The sequence below is a fragment of the Pseudomonas sp. LBUM920 genome, from assembly GCF_003852315.1.
Classification (GTDB): Bacteria; Pseudomonadota; Gammaproteobacteria; order Pseudomonadales; family Pseudomonadaceae; genus Aquipseudomonas.
In genome coordinates, this window is record NZ_CP027762.1 from 3,129,366 (window position 1) to 3,146,514 (window position 17,149).

At 60.6% G+C, this 17,149-nt stretch carries 13 protein-coding genes and 1 pseudogene; 11 read left to right on the forward strand and 3 right to left on the reverse strand.

Annotation, left to right across the window (positions count from 1 at the left end; translation table 11 throughout):
• Positions 1–164: 164 nt before the first annotated feature.
• The 3 genes from C4J83_RS14540 (at position 165) to pgm (ending at position 4,750) form a co-directional block, all read left to right on the forward strand.
• Complete coding sequence (locus tag C4J83_RS14540) at positions 165–1,598, forward strand: hypothetical protein (protein ID WP_124417416.1); 1,434 nt, start codon at positions 165–167, stop codon at positions 1,596–1,598.
• Positions 1,595–3,001, forward strand: coding sequence for an aminotransferase-like domain-containing protein (locus C4J83_RS14545; protein WP_124417417.1), 1,407 nt, complete (start codon positions 1,595–1,597; stop codon positions 2,999–3,001). Before C4J83_RS14540 ends, C4J83_RS14545 begins: the two co-directional genes overlap by 4 nt.
• A 105-nt stretch (positions 3,002–3,106) precedes the next feature.
• Complete coding sequence (pgm, locus tag C4J83_RS14550) at positions 3,107–4,750, forward strand: phosphoglucomutase (alpha-D-glucose-1,6-bisphosphate-dependent) (protein WP_106578094.1); 1,644 nt, start codon at positions 3,107–3,109, stop codon at positions 4,748–4,750.
• 65 nt (positions 4,751–4,815) lie between these two features.
• Here pgm and C4J83_RS14555 read toward each other — a convergent pair whose 3' ends face one another.
• Complete coding sequence (locus C4J83_RS14555) at positions 4,816–5,511, reverse strand: pirin family protein (protein ID WP_124417418.1); 696 nt, start codon at positions 5,509–5,511, stop codon at positions 4,816–4,818.
• A 219-nt stretch (positions 5,512–5,730) separates the two neighbouring features.
• Here C4J83_RS14555 and C4J83_RS14560 point away from each other — a divergent pair, with 219 nt between their 5' ends.
• On the forward strand, positions 5,731–8,181 hold the full coding sequence (locus C4J83_RS14560) for a UvrD-helicase domain-containing protein (RefSeq protein WP_124417419.1): 2,451 nt from the start codon (positions 5,731–5,733) through the stop codon (positions 8,179–8,181).
• A 67-nt stretch (positions 8,182–8,248) separates the two neighbouring features.
• Here the strand turns inward: C4J83_RS14560 and C4J83_RS14565 are convergent, their stop codons facing one another.
• Positions 8,249–8,521: a DUF1652 domain-containing protein gene (locus C4J83_RS14565; RefSeq protein WP_106578097.1), complete on the reverse strand. Its 273-nt coding sequence runs from the start codon at positions 8,519–8,521 to the stop codon at positions 8,249–8,251.
• A 256-nt stretch (positions 8,522–8,777) separates the two neighbouring features.
• Here C4J83_RS14565 and C4J83_RS14570 point away from each other — a divergent pair, with 256 nt between their 5' ends.
• Genes C4J83_RS14570 through C4J83_RS14585 form a run of 4 tightly spaced genes read left to right on the forward strand, consistent with a single transcriptional unit; the run spans position 8,778 to position 12,551 of the window.
• The gene (locus C4J83_RS14570; protein WP_119740596.1) at positions 8,778–9,587 is read left to right on the forward strand and encodes a helix-turn-helix transcriptional regulator; all 810 of its coding nucleotides are present in this window, start codon (positions 8,778–8,780) and stop codon (positions 9,585–9,587) included.
• Positions 9,588–9,636: 49 nt separating this feature from the next.
• Positions 9,637–11,043 carry an NAD(P)/FAD-dependent oxidoreductase gene (locus C4J83_RS14575; protein ID WP_124417420.1) on the forward strand — a complete coding sequence of 469 codons (1,407 nt, stop codon included), beginning with the start codon at positions 9,637–9,639 and terminating at the stop codon, positions 11,041–11,043.
• 26 nt (positions 11,044–11,069) lie between these two features.
• On the forward strand, positions 11,070–11,411 hold the full coding sequence (locus C4J83_RS14580; RefSeq protein ID WP_106578100.1) for a cupin domain-containing protein: 342 nt from the start codon (positions 11,070–11,072) through the stop codon (positions 11,409–11,411).
• 60 nt (positions 11,412–11,471) lie between these two features.
• Positions 11,472–12,551, forward strand: coding sequence for a polyamine ABC transporter substrate-binding protein (locus tag C4J83_RS14585; RefSeq protein ID WP_119740593.1), 1,080 nt, complete (start codon positions 11,472–11,474; stop codon positions 12,549–12,551).
• A gap of 317 nt (positions 12,552–12,868) precedes the next feature.
• Here the strand turns inward: C4J83_RS14585 and C4J83_RS14590 are convergent.
• Positions 12,869–13,651, reverse strand: a pseudogene (locus C4J83_RS14590) (helix-turn-helix transcriptional regulator); the annotation flags it as partial.
• Positions 13,652–13,800: 149 nt separating this feature from the next.
• Between C4J83_RS14590 and C4J83_RS14595 the strand changes: the two are divergent.
• From C4J83_RS14595 to C4J83_RS14605, 3 genes are all read left to right on the forward strand, one after another.
• Positions 13,801–14,904: a DmpA family aminopeptidase gene (locus tag C4J83_RS14595; RefSeq protein WP_124417421.1), complete on the forward strand. Its 1,104-nt coding sequence runs from the start codon at positions 13,801–13,803 to the stop codon at positions 14,902–14,904.
• 368 nt (positions 14,905–15,272) lie between these two features.
• Complete coding sequence (locus C4J83_RS14600) at positions 15,273–16,706, forward strand: serralysin family metalloprotease (protein WP_106578104.1); 1,434 nt, start codon at positions 15,273–15,275, stop codon at positions 16,704–16,706.
• Between the two features lie 48 nt (positions 16,707–16,754).
• Positions 16,755–17,123, forward strand: a complete 369-nt coding sequence (locus C4J83_RS14605) for a protease inhibitor Inh/omp19 family protein (protein WP_124417422.1) — start codon at positions 16,755–16,757, stop codon at positions 17,121–17,123.
• The last annotated feature ends 26 nt before the right edge of the window (positions 17,124–17,149 follow it).

The following is a 17,149-nucleotide window of genomic DNA, read 5'->3' on the forward strand; positions in this document are numbered from 1 at the left end:
CAACTGCGCTCCGGTGCATATTCCATGTCGATTAATTGCACAGTGCTAGTGTTTATTTATCGCGAACACGGTAGCGCGGGCACCCCTTCTTACAGATGCAATAGACCGGACAATACGTCTCGGTAGTTGCTTGAAACTGATATTTCAACTCAGGTAGTAGAGCTATGAGCGCTATTCACGAACAAGCTATGAATTATGTTTATCAGCAAGTACTGCAACGGCTCATTGGGCACTTCAATCGTGCAGAACGTACAGCACTTCAATTGTTGATACAGCGGATTGTGGTTGCCGCTGGCGGTATGGAGCAGGTGGGCGATTACAAGGTGCTGGTGGCCCATGGCGGCGGTGAAGTCAGCAGCTACACCCTGGCGTTGTTGCGTGCCGCGCAATTAAGCATCGCCGGCCGCGCCCCCAGGACGTTCCAACTGCGCGTGGCCACCTTGCGTCACAGCGGCATGACCCAAGGCACGCTCGACACGCTTCACCGCGGCTACAGCCAGTTGTTTTTTCACGACGACCCACGGGTTGAGCTGCTGATGGTGGAAAACCACCAGGTGCTGCCGTTCAACCACCAGCGCCCGGCCTCCGCCACTGGGCGCGAGGTCAGCCAGCGCAACATGTTGATGATGGGGCATCTGTCCTCCGGTGACGTTCGCGCAACACTGTGCAACGAGACCTATCTGGCCTTGGGCGACTTCTACCAGCGCGTCACCGCCTGGGACGGTGGCGTGCATGCATTGGTCAGCGGCGATTGCGCGCGCAAGCAGGGCCAGTTGCTGGCCTGGCTGAAAAAGACCGCCCAGGCCGCAGGCGTCGAGGTTCCTGCGGGCAGGCCTGCCACACTCAATGGGCTGTTCGCGCGCATGGATCAGTGGAGTGACGACATTTATCGTGACTTGTACGGCGAGCACTATGTGGCGAAGAGCGACACCAGCCCGGGTGGGCACCGCCACCTCGCGTACATCGGTATCGCCGACCTGCTGGACGGCATTGACCGCGCTTGTGCACCGTTGCTCACCGAGTTCATGGCCTATAACCCGGACCCACTGGGCTTTCATCTGAGTCATCCGACCTTTGCCAATCCGATGTTGATGGCGCACCTGCGAGGCCTGCAAGCCGAGAGCCTGAGGGCGCTGGATTACGAAGCGGGCGTCGAAGGGTTCATGCTGCAGGCAGCGAATTACCTGCGTCGTCGGCAAGTGTGCGAAGCGTTGATCACCCAAGCCGTCAGCCGCGAAGGGCGCGCCCTATCGGCCCAGCACGCCCAGCAGTTTTTCGGCCTGGATGAGGGCCAGTTGATCTGCCTGCTGTTTTCGCCCTTTATCCACCACGGTGAGCGGCTGGAAGGTTATTTGCGCCAGTGCCACTCGGGCATGCTGGTGGCCCTGCCGGAACTGCACAAAGTGCTGCAGGGCAAGCCCGCTGCCGAGATGCTGCAGCAATGGGTAACCGACGCCAGCGGGCTGCCGCTGCCGTTGCTTCAGCATCTGTACCGCAAGCGGCCAATGCCCGGCGGCCGCGGCAGTACCGCTCGTGGTTGCCGTCAGGAACGGTCGATGGCCAGTGCCGACATGGCCTTGCAGCTGTCCGGGCGATGACGCTGCGTGGTGTGCGGCAGGTGGATTTCGCCTATCAGGCGGTGTATCGCTACATGATCAACCTGATTGACGAGGTCAGCAGCGATAGCCGGGTAAAGCTGCCGTCTCTGCGCCAGTTATCCCAGCGCCTGAACGTGTCCATTTCCACCATCCAGTACGCCTATTCGCTGCTGGAGAAAGAGGGGCGGGTGTATTCAGTGGCCAAGTCAGGCTATTACGCCTGGCCGCTTGCCGGCGGCGCCTCGACGTGGCCAAGCGGGGATTTGCTCGAGCGCCTCTATGTGGCCGCGCGACGTCCGGGCATGGTAGTGCTCAGTGGCGATGAACCTGCCTTGTTGGCGTCGCTGGACAGCACGCTGTTGCGCCTGGAGCGGGAGTTGGTGCGCCAATACCCCCACCACTTGCAGCCCTGGTCCCAGCCATGTGGGGTGTGGAAGCTGCGCGCAGCGCTGGCGGCGCGTTACACCTCGTCGCCGACGCGCTGCTGGCACGCCGACGACGTGTATATCGGTGCCGACCTGCGCGGGGTGCTTGATATCCTCATCGAGGTGCTCGGCCTGCCCGGTTCTACGGTGATTATCGAATCGCCCTGCGACTGGCTGATCCTGCGCCTGCTGCAGGATGCCGGCATCCGCCTGCTCGAATTGCCCTGGGCGCAGGACGGCAGCCTCGACCTGGTGTCGCTCGAAGGCCTGCTGCGCGACGAGCGCGTGAGCCTGGTGCTGCTCTCATCGACGGTCAGCCAGCCTTCCGGCGTGGCGATGGCCCTGCGCGATCGCCTCAAGGTGGCGCAATTGCTCGACCAGCATGGGTGCTGGCTGTTGGAGAACGACACGTGCGGGGAGTTGAGTTTCAAACCGCCCCACACGGCCTTGCGCGATCTGGTGAACCCGGAGCGGCTGATGGTGTTTTCCTCCTTCGAGAAAATTCTCGGCCCGGAAGCGCCGTATGGCTACGCGCTGTCTCGACACATGAGCAGCCAATTGCAGCGCCAGTTTCTGCTGCGCTCGTTCCGGTTGTCGTCAATTCGCCAACGCGCGATTGCCCGCCTGTATCAGAGCGGGCAAATTGATCAGCACCTGCGTACCCTGCGTCAGTTGCTGCGTGAGCAAGCCGGGGCAATGAGCCTGCTGCTCGACCAGCATTTGGGCGATCAAGTGACTTATCGCATGCCTGCCGGTGGCGCTACGTTCTGGTTGGGTTCGACCCAGGCAGTGGATATGCGCCAGGTGTTCCAGTGTTTGCTGGCCCGGCAAGTGGTGGTGGCGCCCGGCGAGTTGTTCAGTGTCGGCGGCCTGCACCATCAGCACATGCGTTTGAGCCATACCTTTCATGGGCAGCCCAACCTGGACGTTGCGCTGGCGGCACTGGCTGATGCCCTGCGGCAGGCACAAACGGGCTAGATGCGTGAAATTTCTCTGAGTTTTGTAGGATCGATACCGTCGCGTAGTAGTCCAACTCTCAGTAAACTGTCGTTTTTTCCAAATCCTTCTTTTCGAGGTTCATGCATGACTATCAGTCCTTTTGCGGGCAAGCCGGCGCCAGCTCAGTTGCTGGTGGATATCCCGCGACTGGTCACGGCCTACTACACAGGCCAGCCTGATGCAGCGATCTCCACCCAACGTGTGGCTTTTGGTACCTCCGGCCACCGTGGCAGCTCGTTTGAGCTGAGCTTCAACGAGTGGCACGTGCTCGCCATCAGCCAGGCCATCTGTTTGTATCGCGAAGCCCAAGGCATCAATGGTCCTTTGTTCGTCGGCCTGGATACTCATGCGCTGTCGACGCCGGCCGGTGCCAGCGCGCTGGAAGTCCTGGCGGCCAACGGCGTGCACGTGATGCTGGCCGAGGGCGATGAATACACGCCGACCCCGGCCATTTCCCACGCCATCATCTGCTACAACCGCGGCCGCACCACGGGCCTGGCCGACGGCATCGTTATCACGCCGTCGCACAACCCGCCGCAAAGTGGCGGCTACAAGTACAACCCGCCCAATGGCGGCCCAGCCGATACCCACGTCACCAAGTGGATCGAAGCCAAGGCCAATGAACTGTTGGCCAACAAACTCGCCGGGGTCAAGCGCATCACTCACGCCCAGGCGCTCAAGGCCGATACCACGCACCGCCATGATTACCTCAACAGCTACGTGGCCGACCTGGTCAACGTGATCGACATGGACGCCATCCGCAGCGCCGATTTGCGCCTGGGCGTCGATCCGCTGGGCGGAGCAGGGGTGCGCTACTGGTCGGCGATTGCCGAGCACTACCGCTTGAACCTGGACGTGGTGAACACTGAAGTCGATTCAACCTTCCGCTTCATGAGCGTCGACTGGGACGGCCAGATCCGTATGGACCCGTCCTCCAGCTATGCGATGCAAGGCTTGATCGGCCTCAAGGAGCGGTTCGACGTGGCCTTCGCCTGCGACCCGGACCACGATCGACACGGCATCGTCACGCCGTCCGGCGGCCTGTTGGCACCGAACAATTATCTGGCCGTGTCCATCGATTACCTGTTTCAGAACCGCCCGGACTGGCGCGCCGATGCAGCCGTGGGCAAGACCGTGGTCAGCAGTGGCTTGATCGACCGCGTGGCCGCACGTATCGGCCGTCGTCTGTACGAAGTGCCCGTAGGCTTCAAATGGTTTGCCGATGGCCTGTTTGAAGGCTCTCTGGGTTTTGGCGGCGAAGAGAGCGCCGGCGCCTCGTTCCTGCGCAAGGATGGCACTGTGTGGAGCACCGATAAGGATGGCTTGATTCCGGCCCTGCTGGCGGCGGAAATGACCTCGCGCAAAGGCCAGGACCCAAGCCAGATCTACCGTGGCCTGACCGATGCGCTGGGCGAGCCCTTCGCGATCCGCGTCGACGCCAAGGCCACCCCGGCGCAGAAAGCCTTGCTGGGCAAGCTGTCGCCGGAACAGGTCACGTCCACGCAATTGGCCGGGGAAAGCATCCAGCAGATCCTCAGCCATGCGCCGGGCAATAACCAGGCGATTGGCGGTTTGAAGGTGATGACCGAAAACGGCTGGTTTGCCGCGCGCCCATCGGGCACCGAGGACATCTACAAGATCTACGCCGAGAGCTTTGTGGGCGAGGATCACCTCAAGCAACTGGTAGAAGAAGCGCAGGTGCTGGTCGACGGCGCAATCAGCCAGTAATCACGCCATCTCGGCTGTGGGAGGGAGTTGCTCCCTCCCACATTCTCAGGTTAACGAAAGTCCCTTCAAGCCAGATCGACCAGCACGATCTCGCTGTCCTCGAGCGCCGTCACCCGCAGCAGTTGCTCATCCTCAACCGCCACGCCGTCTCGCGCTTGCGCACGCAAGCCATTGACTTCAATCACGCCCGTCGCCGGCACCAGGTACGCGCGGCGCCCGCTGTCCAGTCGATACTCGGCACTTTCGCCCGCTTTCAGGTTGGCCGCTACCAGACGTGCATCAGCGCGGATGCGCAGGCTTTCGCTGTCACCGGCCTTGCCGCTGGCTAGGGTTACAAAGCCCTCGCGATCTCCCTGGGGAAAGGGTTTGGCGCCCCATGAAGGCGGCAAGCCGGCTTCGTTTGGAATAATCCAGATCTGGAAAATCTTGGTCGGGGTGGCCTCCAGGTTGTATTCGCTGTGGGCAATCCCGGTGCCGGCACTCATCACCTGCACATCGCCGGCCTCGGTGCGGCCCTTGTTGCCCAGGTTGTCGGCGTGGCTGATGGCGCCTTCGCGCACATAGGTGATGATTTCCATGTCGCGGTGCGGATGCTGCGGGAAACCCGTGCCCGGCGCGATAATGTCGTCGTTCCATACCCGCAGGTTGCCCCAGTGCATGCGCTTGGGGTCGTGGTATTGGGCGAATGAAAAGTGGTGATGGGCGTCAAGCCAGCCATGATGGGCGCCGCCCAGCGTGTTGAAAGGTCGAAGTTCGAGCATGAGAGTCTCCTGTTGATGGGGACCATGATCCAGCAGTGCATGATCGATAAAAAGCGTAAAAATTGCTGGACTCTCATCCAATAATTCGATTGGTTACAGGCGTTTCAACTTTCACTTCATCGCCTAACTGCATGACGTCAAAGCAATTGGCTGGAACTGAGCGCCGATTCCGGCGACCATGGCGCCTTCGCCAAAACCAACCTCATCGCTGGAGTCCGCGTGCCGCAACAAACGCCTGATTTGCCCCCTGAGCTTCGACCTCTGGCAGAAATGCCGCTGCTGAAACGGCTGGCCGCCCGCTTGTTTGGCCACGGCCTTACGCGTCTACGTGCGCAGCATCGGTTTTCCTGGCTGCACGGCCAGGCTGACGGATTTCGCAGCGGGCACGAAGCCGGTGTGGAATATGGCTATCGCGAAGGCAAGGCTGACGGAATAGAAGAGGGCCGCCAGGTATTGCTGATCCGTGACTTCCGGCCCGAAGAGCACAAAGCGCCAGGCGTGGATGACAGCCTGTTCGACGACTGGCGGCTGCCGCTCAGCGCCGACGTGAAGAAGCGCATGAAGGCGGATGTGGCGCGCTTACTGCCAGCCCATGCACAGCCGAGCAGCGCGCAATGGAAAATGATCTTCAGCGACACGCCTTCGACGTCGGTGATCGCCGGTGCGGGCGCCGGTAAGTCCACCTCCCTGGTGCTGCGGATCCTGTTGCTCACCCATTATCTGGGCTTTGAACTGAGCTCGATGACCGTGGTGACGTTCACCCGCGAGTCGCGCAAGGACTTCATCAACAAGCTCATGGAAATTCTCAGCCTGTGGGGCCAACCCCTTGGCAGCAAAGAAGCCCAGGCCGTGGTGCGTACCTTTCACTCGCGCATCTTGCCGATGGTACGCAGCTTGCCTGGCTTTGAACGGCTGCAGGCGTTCGAAAACCTCAGCAGTGGTGTCGAGGACGCGGACAGCAACCCATTCGACCTGCGCATCGGCGATGCCCAACGCCAACAGATGAATGCCTGCTACCACCGGCTGCACGGCCGGCACGAGCGTTTCCGTGAACTGATTGCACCCTTGGCCCGTCATGGCCTGCAGCTCAAGGAGCTGGAGCGCGACCATCCGGATGTGCAAAAGCGCATCGCCGTCACCGAGTTGGCCGCCAAGCGTGATGAAGAACTGTGCGATGTCATCGAAGACCTGTGGTTTCGTGCGGGCGCATGGCCGATCAAGGGCATTGAGCCGAGCCGTCAGACGTTTGAGATCAATGGCGCGCAGTTTCACTGTCACGGCTATATTCCCCAGTTGGACGCCTGGGTGGTGCTGGGCTTCGATTCACGCGAAAACGCCCAGATCAGCCGGCCGAATTCGAAGCTTTCGGTACGTGCCGAGTGGGCAGTAAAGCGCACCCTGTTTCAAGCTTTCTGTCGTAAGCCTATGATTTGGCTCGATAGTTACGAATCTTCCAAACGGCTATTAAGCAGCTTGGCCGGCGATGCTACCGCAGGGCCGGGCTTCGATTACAAGGTCAAGGGCGAACTCGCCTCGGCGCCACTGCTGGACAGCTTTGTCATGGCTGCCGGGTTCATCGAGAACCTCGGCCTGGACGTGCCGACTGCCGTGGGCCAGATGAGCTTTGCCAAGGACGATCCCGACCGCTTGTTTTTTGAAGCCTTGAGCATCTTCTGGAAAGCCCTGGAAGATCACTTGCTCGACCAATCGCCGCCGATCATGACCTACAACCGGATGTTTTCGCTGTTCGGCGAAAATACCCCGGAAAATCTCAAGCTGCTCAGCGATCCGTTGCTGCGGCCGATGTCGCACTTGATGATCGACGAGTTTCAGGACGTGTCACCGCAGATCGTGTCGTGGATTCGCGCCAGCCTGCGGGAAATCCGTAGTCGCGGCCCGGCGATGCACGTGGGCCGAGGCGCACAGCGCTCATCCTTGCTGTGTGTCGGCGATGACTGGCAGTCGATTTATGGCTGGCGCGGCAGTTCGCCCCAATACTTCATGGCATTCAACACCGAATTCCCGTCGCCGAGCACCACCCGCGTGATGCTGAGTGAGAACTACCGCAGCCACCAGCACATCATCGACGCCGCCGAGCATATTGTGCGCGCCGCCCCTGCAATCCCCGGCAAGAAAGCCAAGGCCAGTGGGGCGCCCAAGGCACTGGTACCCGTGACGGTGCTTGAGCGCGACGACGCTGCGTTGGGTCGGCAGTTGCTGGCGCACTACCAAAGAGGCGAATCGGTGTTAATGCTTTATCGAAAAAGTAGCGATAAGTTATTGATTCAAGAGCATATTCAGCCTGTAGTTAATGCTGATTCTAGCTTGCCGCTGCCGGCCCGCAGGCTGAGACAGCTGACTTACCACAGCGCCAAAGGACTACAGGCCGATGCGGTATTTCTACTCGGTGATTGTCAGCATGTGACCAGTTCGCCTTACAAGAATCAGGTCTACCGCATGGCTGGCCTGGGCAAGGCTGGTGACAGCGAACCGTATGACTCTGCCCAAAAAGACGAAGTGCTGCGCCTGGCCTATGTCGGGATCACCCGCGCTGTAAGCCATTGCTATTGGTTCGTGGAAAAGCCGGAAGGCCAGGGCGTGAATGTGCCCAGGGCTTCGGAACGGGTAGATGGCAACAAAGCGTTTTTCGACGATCAGCGCGGCCAGTGAGTGCAACGTGATGTGGGAAAGCCGCAGCCGTTCCCACATTAGCTACACGTCGCTTGATAACCTGAGATCAGGCCCGCAAGGACAGCGGCGGCACAAAACACTCCAGCTCATCTTCGACCGCTTCGATGATGCGCTCCACATCGGCGGCATTCATCACGGTGGCACAGGGAATGCCGGCAATCGCGATCAACGTTTCGCCGCTGCTGCGATCAAACAGGCGGGCGACCATGCTGCCGGGGGCGTCCATGCTCCCCTCAAAGCCCATCGGGTGAAAATGCCAGCGCATCAGCTGGCAAGCGTTGGGAAACGTCACTTTATTCATGTTGCCCACCTTCTTCATTGAGCGCTTCCTTTAGCTCGCGGCAGGGGCCATGACCGTCACTGGCCAGGGCATCGAAGACGTTCAAAATAACATCCGTTCGCAAGCGCAAGGTGACTTTTTTAGGCCCGTTGGGCAGTTCTTTTTCAATAACTTGATGTGGGTCATGTCCTACTACAAACTAGGCAAAAGGCCAGTATTCAGAAGCGCCAATTGACCATTGAAGGCTGCCCTGAAATTCGGCACTCTCCAGGGTTTACCCGCAACAGAGCCGCCCATGCCGCAGACCGCCCCGGACGATGATTGCCAACACACCCAAGCCACGGGCGATCTGGTGCTGCGTCACCATCTGTGCTGGCGCCATCGTGATCTGGATGGCGTGATGTCCTATTACCATCCGGACATCCAGTACCACGACTTCTTCCAGAACCGCGTCATCGCCTACGCCGAACTGCGTGAATACCTGCAAGCGAGCATGCCGCGTGGCGCCGATGAAGCCATTGAGCACACCGACCGTATTCGTGCCGACGGCGACACCGCGTTCATCCAGTACCGCATCACCTTGCGGGGCGGCCAGGGCCTGGTGTCGTTTCGCACCAGCGAGGCCATCACCGTGCGCGACGGGCTGATCTGGCGGGTCAACGAATACGCGTCACTGGTGCACGAACAGGCGACCCCGGCCATGCGCCCCACGGTCAGCCGCCTGGGCTTGTCGCCCCAGCAATTGGGGCACATGGCCAATGACCTGCAACAGTATTTCGAACTCAAGCAACCCTATCTGGACCCGGAACTGGACCTGCAACGGGTTGCCAAGGAATGCGGCTACAGTCGCAATCAGATTTCCTACCTGTTGAACCAGGTGCTGGGGCAGAGCTTCTATCGCTACGTCAACCAGGCACGGCTTCAACACTTGCTGGCGGCGCTGGATAACGCCGTGCCACCGATCAAAGTCGATGACCTGGCATTCGCCGCCGGTTTCAATTCGCTGTCGGCCTTCTACAGTGCCTTTCGCCAGCACACCGGCCAGTCGCCCAAGGCCTACGTCAAACAAATTTCTCTGCGTGCACGCGCGCAAGACAGCCCATAACGCCGCGCTCTAGGATCCAGCCTATCGAAACGAGGTAGGGGAGCTTGGCATGCCGGCATGGCGCAATATCAGTTTATGGATGGACCAGTTGGACGACCCGCTGCTGGCGCGGCCGGCGCTGGAGCATGACTTGGACGTCAATGTGGCCATCATCGGTGCCGGGTACACGGGCCTGTGGACGGCCTATTACCTGAAACGCCAGGCACCTGAGCTGAAAATTGCAATTATCGAAGCGCAAACCGCAGGTTTTGGCGCCTCTGGCCGCAACGGCGGCTGGCTGATGGGCAATTTGCTCGGCGAAGATCGCCTGCTCGCCGGGCTTGACCCGCAGCAACGCCGCGCCTCCTTTGACCTGCTGCACGGGATTCCCGATGAAGTGGCGCGAGTGCTGGCCCGTGAGGGCATCGACTGCGACTACCGCAAGGGCGGCGCGCTGTACTGCGCCGCGCGCTACCCCGAGCAGGAAGGCAGCCTGCGCCGCTACCTCGAAAAACTCTACGCCCAAGGCCTGACGGCAGACGATTACCGCTGGCTGAGCCCGCAACAGCTGGCCGAACAGATCCGTATCGCCAAACCCTATGGCGGCATCTACGCGCCGCATGTGGCGACGATCAACCCGGCCAAACTGGTGCGTGGCCTGGCGCGCGTCGTGGAGAGCATGGGCGTCACCCTCTACGAAAACAGCCCGGTCACCCATTGGCAGTCCGGCAGCCTGCGCACCGCCAAGGCGGGCGTGCGGGCCGCCTGGGTGGTGCCGGCTGTCGAGGGGTATGCCACCACGCTGCCGCCGCTGGGTCGCTATCAACTGCCGGTACAAAGCCTGATTGTCGCCACCGAGCCATTGCCCGCCAGCGCCTGGGATGAAATCGGCTTGAGCCACGGCCAGGCATTCGGTGAAAGCAGCCGCCAGGTCACTTACGGCCAGCGTTCGGCCGACAACCGCCTGGTGTTCGGCGCGCGTGGCGGTTACCAGTTCGCCGGTAAATTGCGCCACAACTTCGACCTGACCGACAGCGAAGTGGAACTGCGTCGCTACCTGTTCGGCGAACTCTTCCCACAGTTGAAGAAGGTTCGGATTACCCATTCGTGGGGCGGCAACCTCGGCATGTCGCGTAACTTTCGACCGCACATGCTGTGTGACCACAAGACCGGCATCGCGCTGTCCGGTGGGTACGGCGGGGAGGGCGTAGGCGCCAGCAACCTGGGTGGCCGCACCCTGGCCGACTTGATCCTGGGCCTCGACACGCCGCTGACCACCCAGCCGTGGGTGATCCGCGAACGAGGCCTGGACGCGCTCAAGGCCTGGGAGCCCGAGCCGTGCCGCTGGCTGGGCTACAACGCGATCATTCGCAGTTTCGTCCATGAGGACCAGGTATTGGCCAACCCCAATACCGCGCCCTGGCGCCGCAAGTTGGCGACCGGCGTGGCCGGGTTCATGGAAGGTTTCATGCACTAAGACGTTTCACTCACACGGGAAACCCCATGAGCATCACTCAATTCAAAGACACGCTGAATGCCCACTTGCCGGACTCGTCACCGGTGGCCGTGCCCTTGGGCGAACCCGTCGCCGTGGCCTCGACCTTAAGTGTTGAGCGCGGCGACGGCGTCGAAACCGGCATCTGGGCGTGCACGCCGGGGCGCTGGCGTCGGCAGATCAAATCCCAGGAGTTTTGCCACTTTATCCAGGGCCGCTGCACCTTCACGCCCGATAACGGTGAAATCGTCCACATACAAGCCGGTGATGCACTGATGTTGCCGGCCAACAGCACCGGAATCTGGGATATCCAGGAAACCGTGCGCAAGACCTATGTATTGATTCTGTAACGCTTTGATCCTTGATCGCCTGCCATAAAAACAGCCCTAAAACCGCCAGGAAATCGAACCATGAAAGCCATTGCCCTGTTGCCCTTGATGTTGGTGGCCGCTATCAGCCAGGCCGCCGAGACGGTGAAGATCTATAACTGGTCGGACTACATTGCGCCGGACACCACCAAGAACTTCCAGCAAGAAACCGGCATCGGTTTCACTTACGACGTGTACGACAGCAACGAAACCCTCGACGGCAAGTTGATGACCGGCAAATCCGGGTATGACGTGGTGTTTCCGTCCAACCACTTCATGGCCCGGCAAATCCAGGGCGGCGCCCTGAAAAAGCTCGACAAGAGCCAGTTGCCGAACTGGAAAAACCTCAACCCGGTATTGCTCAAGGCCCTGGAAAACAACGACCCGGGCAACCAGCACGGCTTCCCGTACCTGTGGGGCAGCACGGGCATCGGCTACAACATCGACAAGGTCAAGGCCGTGCTGGGCGACAACGCCCCGGTGGATTCCTGGGACCTGATCTTCAAGCCGGAGAATATGGCCAAGCTGCAAAAATGCGGCGTGGCGATCCTCGACAACGGTCCGGAACTGCTGCCGGCGGCGCTTAACTACCTGGGCCTGCCGCACCACAGCAAAAAGCCCGAGGACTACAAGAAGGCTGAAGACCTGCTGATGAAAGTGCGGCCGTACGTGGCGTATTTCCACTCTTCGAAGTACACCGCTGACCTGGCCAATGGCGACATCTGCGTGGCCGTCGGCTTCTCCGGCGACATCCTGCAGGCCGAGAGCCGTGCCAAGGAAGCCAAGAACGGCGTAAACATCGGCTACAACATTCCCAAGGAAGGCGCCGCCATCTGGTTCGACATGGTCGCCATGCCGGCCGACGCGCCTGACGAAAAAGCCGGCTATGCGTTCATGAACTATCTGCTGCGCCCGGAAGTGATGGCCAGCATCACCAACTACGTGCACTACGCCAACGGCAACGCCGCAGCCGACAGCCTGGTAGACCCGGCGATCAAAGCCGACACCAAGGTGTACCCGAGCCCGGAAATGATGGGCAAGCTGTTTGCACTCGAAGCGATGCCGCTGAACATCGACCGGGTTCGTACGCGGGTGTGGAACACCATTCGTACCGGGCGATAGGCTTAACCGCTGTGGCGAGCAGGCTTGCTGTGACAAGGCCTTGTTGTGGCAAGGCCCTGTTGTGGCAAAGACCTGCTGTGAGAAGCGGGCGTCCTGTGGCGAGCGGGCTTGCCCCGCGTTGGGCTGCGAAGCGGCCCCAAGACCTGCCGCTGAAGACTGTCTGATACACCGCATTCATGCCTACTGGGGCCGCTTCGCACCCCAACGCGGGGCAAGCCCGCTCGCCACAGTAACCCAGCTCGGCACGGTAGCCTTGCGCGCCACAATAAGCCTGCCAGCTGGAACGCGCCGGCTCGGCACAACCGTGCATGCCGTGAGGGGTTTTCCAGATCATGGCCTAAAGACTGGATAAACAACGAAAACAGCTCCGGCTGTGACGAGATATCCAGCTTTGCGTACAGGTGTCGCCGGTGCACCTTCACCGTGTCCGGCAAGATCTTCAGGCGCTCGGCCATGGCCTTGGACGAGAAGCCGCGCAGCACCAGGCGGGCCACTTCCAGCTCACGCTCCGAGAGCACGCCAGTGCCGAATTGGTTCAGCGCATCCCTGACCTGGCTGTGCATCGTCGGCGCGCGTTGGGCGCTTTGCTGCCAATGTTGCTGCATCAGGGGCAACACCCAGGCCGCCAGCAGGGTCATCAGCCCGGTCTCCTCGAGGCTGAAGCGCCGTTGCATGCCCAGCGACAGCGACAATGTCCCTGTACCCGGCACCTGCAGGATGAACTGCACCTCGTCTTCCAGCACGTTGTCGTGGAAGTAGTTGAGGAAGTAATCGCTCTGGCGAAAATGGTCCGGCGCGACTTCCTCCAGCCGGTACACGCCACTGGCATAACCCTCGCGACAGGCCTGGTAAAACGGGTCGAGCACATACAGGCCGGTGAGGTAGGCCAGCATCGACGCCGGCTTGCTGCTCGGCAGGGCGTCGTATTCCTCCAGGGCCTGGGGCGGCCCCGCCAGTGGATAAACAATCGCCAGGGCGTTATCGAAGGGCAGGCACTGCTGCAGCAACAGCACCAGTTGCTTCCAGAACCGCTCGGTGCCGATGTGAGCGACGGTGCGGCCAAGGCCTGCGTGCAGACCGACCTCTCTGAACAGGCTCATGTCACAGGCTCCCGCCCTCTAAAGATCGGCCAAGGGTTCGGCTTTTGGCGAGTACCGTCAAGGGGAGTACGCCAATAGGGGCATTGGCTGACAGGCCGGCAGGCGCTACCGTCAGCCTCATTTCGCGCAATTACAGGTAAGGAGTGGCTATGCGTGCACGTCAAATCGGCATCACGTTGGGGCTGGGCACGCCCGGCGAATTGAACGCCATCACCGATGTGCCGGGCGTTCGGGTCGGTCACAGTACGCTCAAGGCGTGTATCGACGGCAAACAAGTGCGGACCGGCGTCACCCTGATCCAGCCGCGCGAAGGCGAGGCGCGCCAGCAACCGTGTTTTGCCGGCTACCACGTACTCAACGGCAATGGCGATGCCACCGGCCTTGAATGGATCAGCGAAGCGGGGTTGCTGACCACGCCAGTGGCCATCACCAACACTCACAGCATCGGCGTGGTGCGTGACACCTTGATCGCCCTGGAGCGTGAACGCCTGGCGGACCCGGCGGTGTATTGGTGCATGCCGGTGGTGATGGAAACCTACGACGGGCTGCTCAATGACATCTGGGGCCAGCACGTCAAGCCTGAGCATGTGCGCCAGGCGCTGGATAGCGCCCAAGGCGGCGCGGTGCAGGAAGGAGCGGTGGGCGGTGGCACCGGGATGATCTGCCATGAGTTCAAGGGCGGCATCGGCACCGCCTCGCGGCGATTGCCGGCCGAGCAGGGCGGCTGGACCGTCGGCGCGCTGGTGCAGGCTAACCATGGCAAGCGCCAGGAGCTGCGGGTGGAGGGTTACCCGGTTGGTCGTCACTTGATGGGCATTGCATCCCCCTTCGCCACGCGTGGCACGCCAGGCATGGGCTCCATCGTGGTGATCATCGCCACCGACGCACCGTTGCTGCCACATCAGTGTCGGCGTCTGGCGCAACGCGCCTCGATCGGCATTGCGCGCACCGGCGGCGGCACCGAGGACTCCAGCGGCGACCTGTTCCTGGCCTTCGCCACCGGCAACCGCGATCTGCCGCCAGCCGATTACGGGCGCAAAGGCTCGCCACTGAGCACCGCGTTGCAGATGGTCAACAACGATCACATCTCACCGCTGTTCACGGCCGCGGCAGAAGCCGTGGAGGAGGCGATCATCAATGCCCTGCTGGCCGGTGAGGACATGACCACGGAGCAGGGGGTCACGGTGCCAGGGTTGGCGGGTGAAACGTTGCTCGAGGCATTGGCGAGGTCCGGCTGGAGTGTGTCCCGGTAATAGGGGGCAACTAATAATTAATAGTGTAAGTAGTGGCTCTTTAATGTCGCCAATGACACCGTGACAATATATTGGATCCATTATCCAAGTGCGCCGCTCAACTTGAGCGGCTTTACTTCTATTTAATATTTAAATAACACAGGGTCTGCGCCCGTTGGGCAAATGCAATGGCCCCCAATAAACATTGCCCGCGACTTCCTTAAGTTGAATCCACGTCACATTTTCGCTGCGGAAATATTTGTAGACGAAAGATTTCAAGTTGTGTCAGTTTCGATACGCCTTCAAAAGAGGCGAGTGATAGGACGATCTCGCCCGCGGGGTTCCTATCGACCAAAGACTGATGCACTTGCAAACAAGGAAGTACGTTTATGTCAAAAGTAAAAGACAAAGCTATTGTTTCTGCCGCGCAAGCCAGCACTGCTTACTCGCAAATCGATAGCTTCAGCCATCTGTATGACCGTGGCGGCAACCTCACGGTGAATGGCAAACCGTCCTTTTCCGTGGACCAGGCAGCGGACCACCTGCTGCGCGATGGCGCCTCGTACAAGGATGTGAATCACAACGGCAAGATCGATCTGACCTACACCTTCCTCACCTCGGCTTCCTCGGCCACCCTGAACAAACATGGTATCTCCGGGTTCAGCCAGTTCAACGCCCAGCAGAAAGCACAGGCCGTACTGGCCATGCAATCCTGGTCGGATGTCGCCAACGTGAGCTTTACCGAAAGCGCCTCGGGCGGTGACACGCACATGACCTTCGGCAACTACAGCGGTGGCCAGGATGGCGCGGCTGCCTTCGCTTACCTGCCCGGCACCGGCGCAGGCTACGACGGCACTTCGTGGTACCTGACCAACAGCAGCTACACGCCGAACAAGACCCCGGACGTGAACAACTACGGCCGGCAGACCCTGACCCACGAAATCGGCCATACCCTGGGCCTGGCTCACCCTGGCGACTACAACGCCGGGACCGGCAACCCTTCGTACAAAGACGCGGACTATGGACAGGACACGCGTGGCTACAGCGTCATGAGTTACTGGAGCGAAAGCAACACCAACCAGAACTTCACCAAAGGCGGCGTCGAAGCTTACGCATCGGGCCCGCTGATCGACGACATCGCCGCAATCCAGAAGCTCTACGGTGCCAACTACAGCACCCGCGCCGGCGACACCACCTACGGTTTCAACTCCAACACCGGGCGTGATTTCTACAGCGCTACGTCCAATGCCGACAAGCTGGTGTTCTCGGTATGGGACGGTGGTGGCAACGACACCCTGGACTTCTCCGGTTTTACCCAAAACCAGAAGATCAACCTCAATGAGGCCTCGTTCTCCGACGTTGGCGGCCTGGTGGGCAACGTGTCCATCGCCAAGGGCGTCACTGTCGAGAACGCCTTCGGCGGTTCGGGCAACGACCTGATCATTGGTAACAACGCAGCCAACCTCATCAAAGGCGGTGCCGGCAACGACATCATCTACGGCGGTGGCGGTGCGGACCAACTGTGGGGCGGCGCCGGCAACGATACCTTCGTGTACGGTGCCAGTTCCGATTCCAAGCCGGGGGCTGCTGACAAGATCTTCGACTTCACCTCGGGTTCGGACAAGATCGACCTGTCCGGTATCACCAAAGGTGCAGGCTTGAGCTTCGTCAACGCATTTACCGGGCATGCCGGCGATGCTGTACTCAGCTATGCCTCGGGTACCAACCTGGGCACCTTGGCCGTGGACTTCTCCGGGCACGGCGTGGCGGATTTCCTCGTCACCACCGTTGGCCAGGCTGCGGTCAGCGACATCGTAGCGTGATGTAAAGCGCGCGGCGCTCCGGCGCCGCGCTCTATGATGGAGCAGAACATGCCGCGTTTTTCTCATTTGATCGCCTGTGCTTCACAGGTGTTGTTCGTGTCGGCAGGAGCCCACGCAATGGCTAGCAGTCTCGTTTTACCCACCACCGCCCAGTTGGCCGGCCACTGGCAGTTGCACCAGCAGGATCAAGTGTGCGCGTTGGACCTGTTGGACCAGCCGAACGCGCTGGCCGGTGACGTGGCGTGCGCCGCGCAATGGCTGGGCGATAAACCGCTGACCTGGTTGCCGACCCCGGATGGCATCTGGCTGATGAACGCCCAGGGCACCGGCATTATTCATTTGAACCGTGAAAAAGACGGCGAATATAAAGGGCAGACGCCTTCAATTCCCGAAGTTATCCTGCAACGAACACCTTAATTAAAAGTAATAAGCATATAACCCGA

Coding starts and splice junctions, on each gene's coding strand:
- C4J83_RS14540 (WP_124417416.1), top strand. CDS start 165: ATGAGCGCTATTCACGAACAAGCTATGAATTATGTTTATCAGCAAGTA.
- C4J83_RS14545 (WP_124417417.1), top strand. CDS start 1,595: ATGACGCTGCGTGGTGTGCGGCAGGTGGATTTCGCCTATCAGGCGGTG.
- pgm (WP_106578094.1), top strand. CDS start 3,107: ATGACTATCAGTCCTTTTGCGGGCAAGCCGGCGCCAGCTCAGTTGCTG.
- C4J83_RS14555 (WP_124417418.1), bottom strand. CDS start 5,511: ATGCTCGAACTTCGACCTTTCAACACGCTGGGCGGCGCCCATCATGGC.
- C4J83_RS14565 (WP_106578097.1), bottom strand. CDS start 8,521: ATGAAGAAGGTGGGCAACATGAATAAAGTGACGTTTCCCAACGCTTGC.
- C4J83_RS14570 (WP_119740596.1), top strand. CDS start 8,778: ATGCCGCAGACCGCCCCGGACGATGATTGCCAACACACCCAAGCCACG.
- C4J83_RS14575 (WP_124417420.1), top strand. CDS start 9,637: ATGCCGGCATGGCGCAATATCAGTTTATGGATGGACCAGTTGGACGAC.
- C4J83_RS14580 (WP_106578100.1), top strand. CDS start 11,070: ATGAGCATCACTCAATTCAAAGACACGCTGAATGCCCACTTGCCGGAC.
- C4J83_RS14585 (WP_119740593.1), top strand. CDS start 11,472: ATGAAAGCCATTGCCCTGTTGCCCTTGATGTTGGTGGCCGCTATCAGC.
- C4J83_RS14595 (WP_124417421.1), top strand. CDS start 13,801: ATGCGTGCACGTCAAATCGGCATCACGTTGGGGCTGGGCACGCCCGGC.
- C4J83_RS14600 (WP_106578104.1), top strand. CDS start 15,273: ATGTCAAAAGTAAAAGACAAAGCTATTGTTTCTGCCGCGCAAGCCAGC.
- C4J83_RS14605 (WP_124417422.1), top strand. CDS start 16,755: ATGCCGCGTTTTTCTCATTTGATCGCCTGTGCTTCACAGGTGTTGTTC.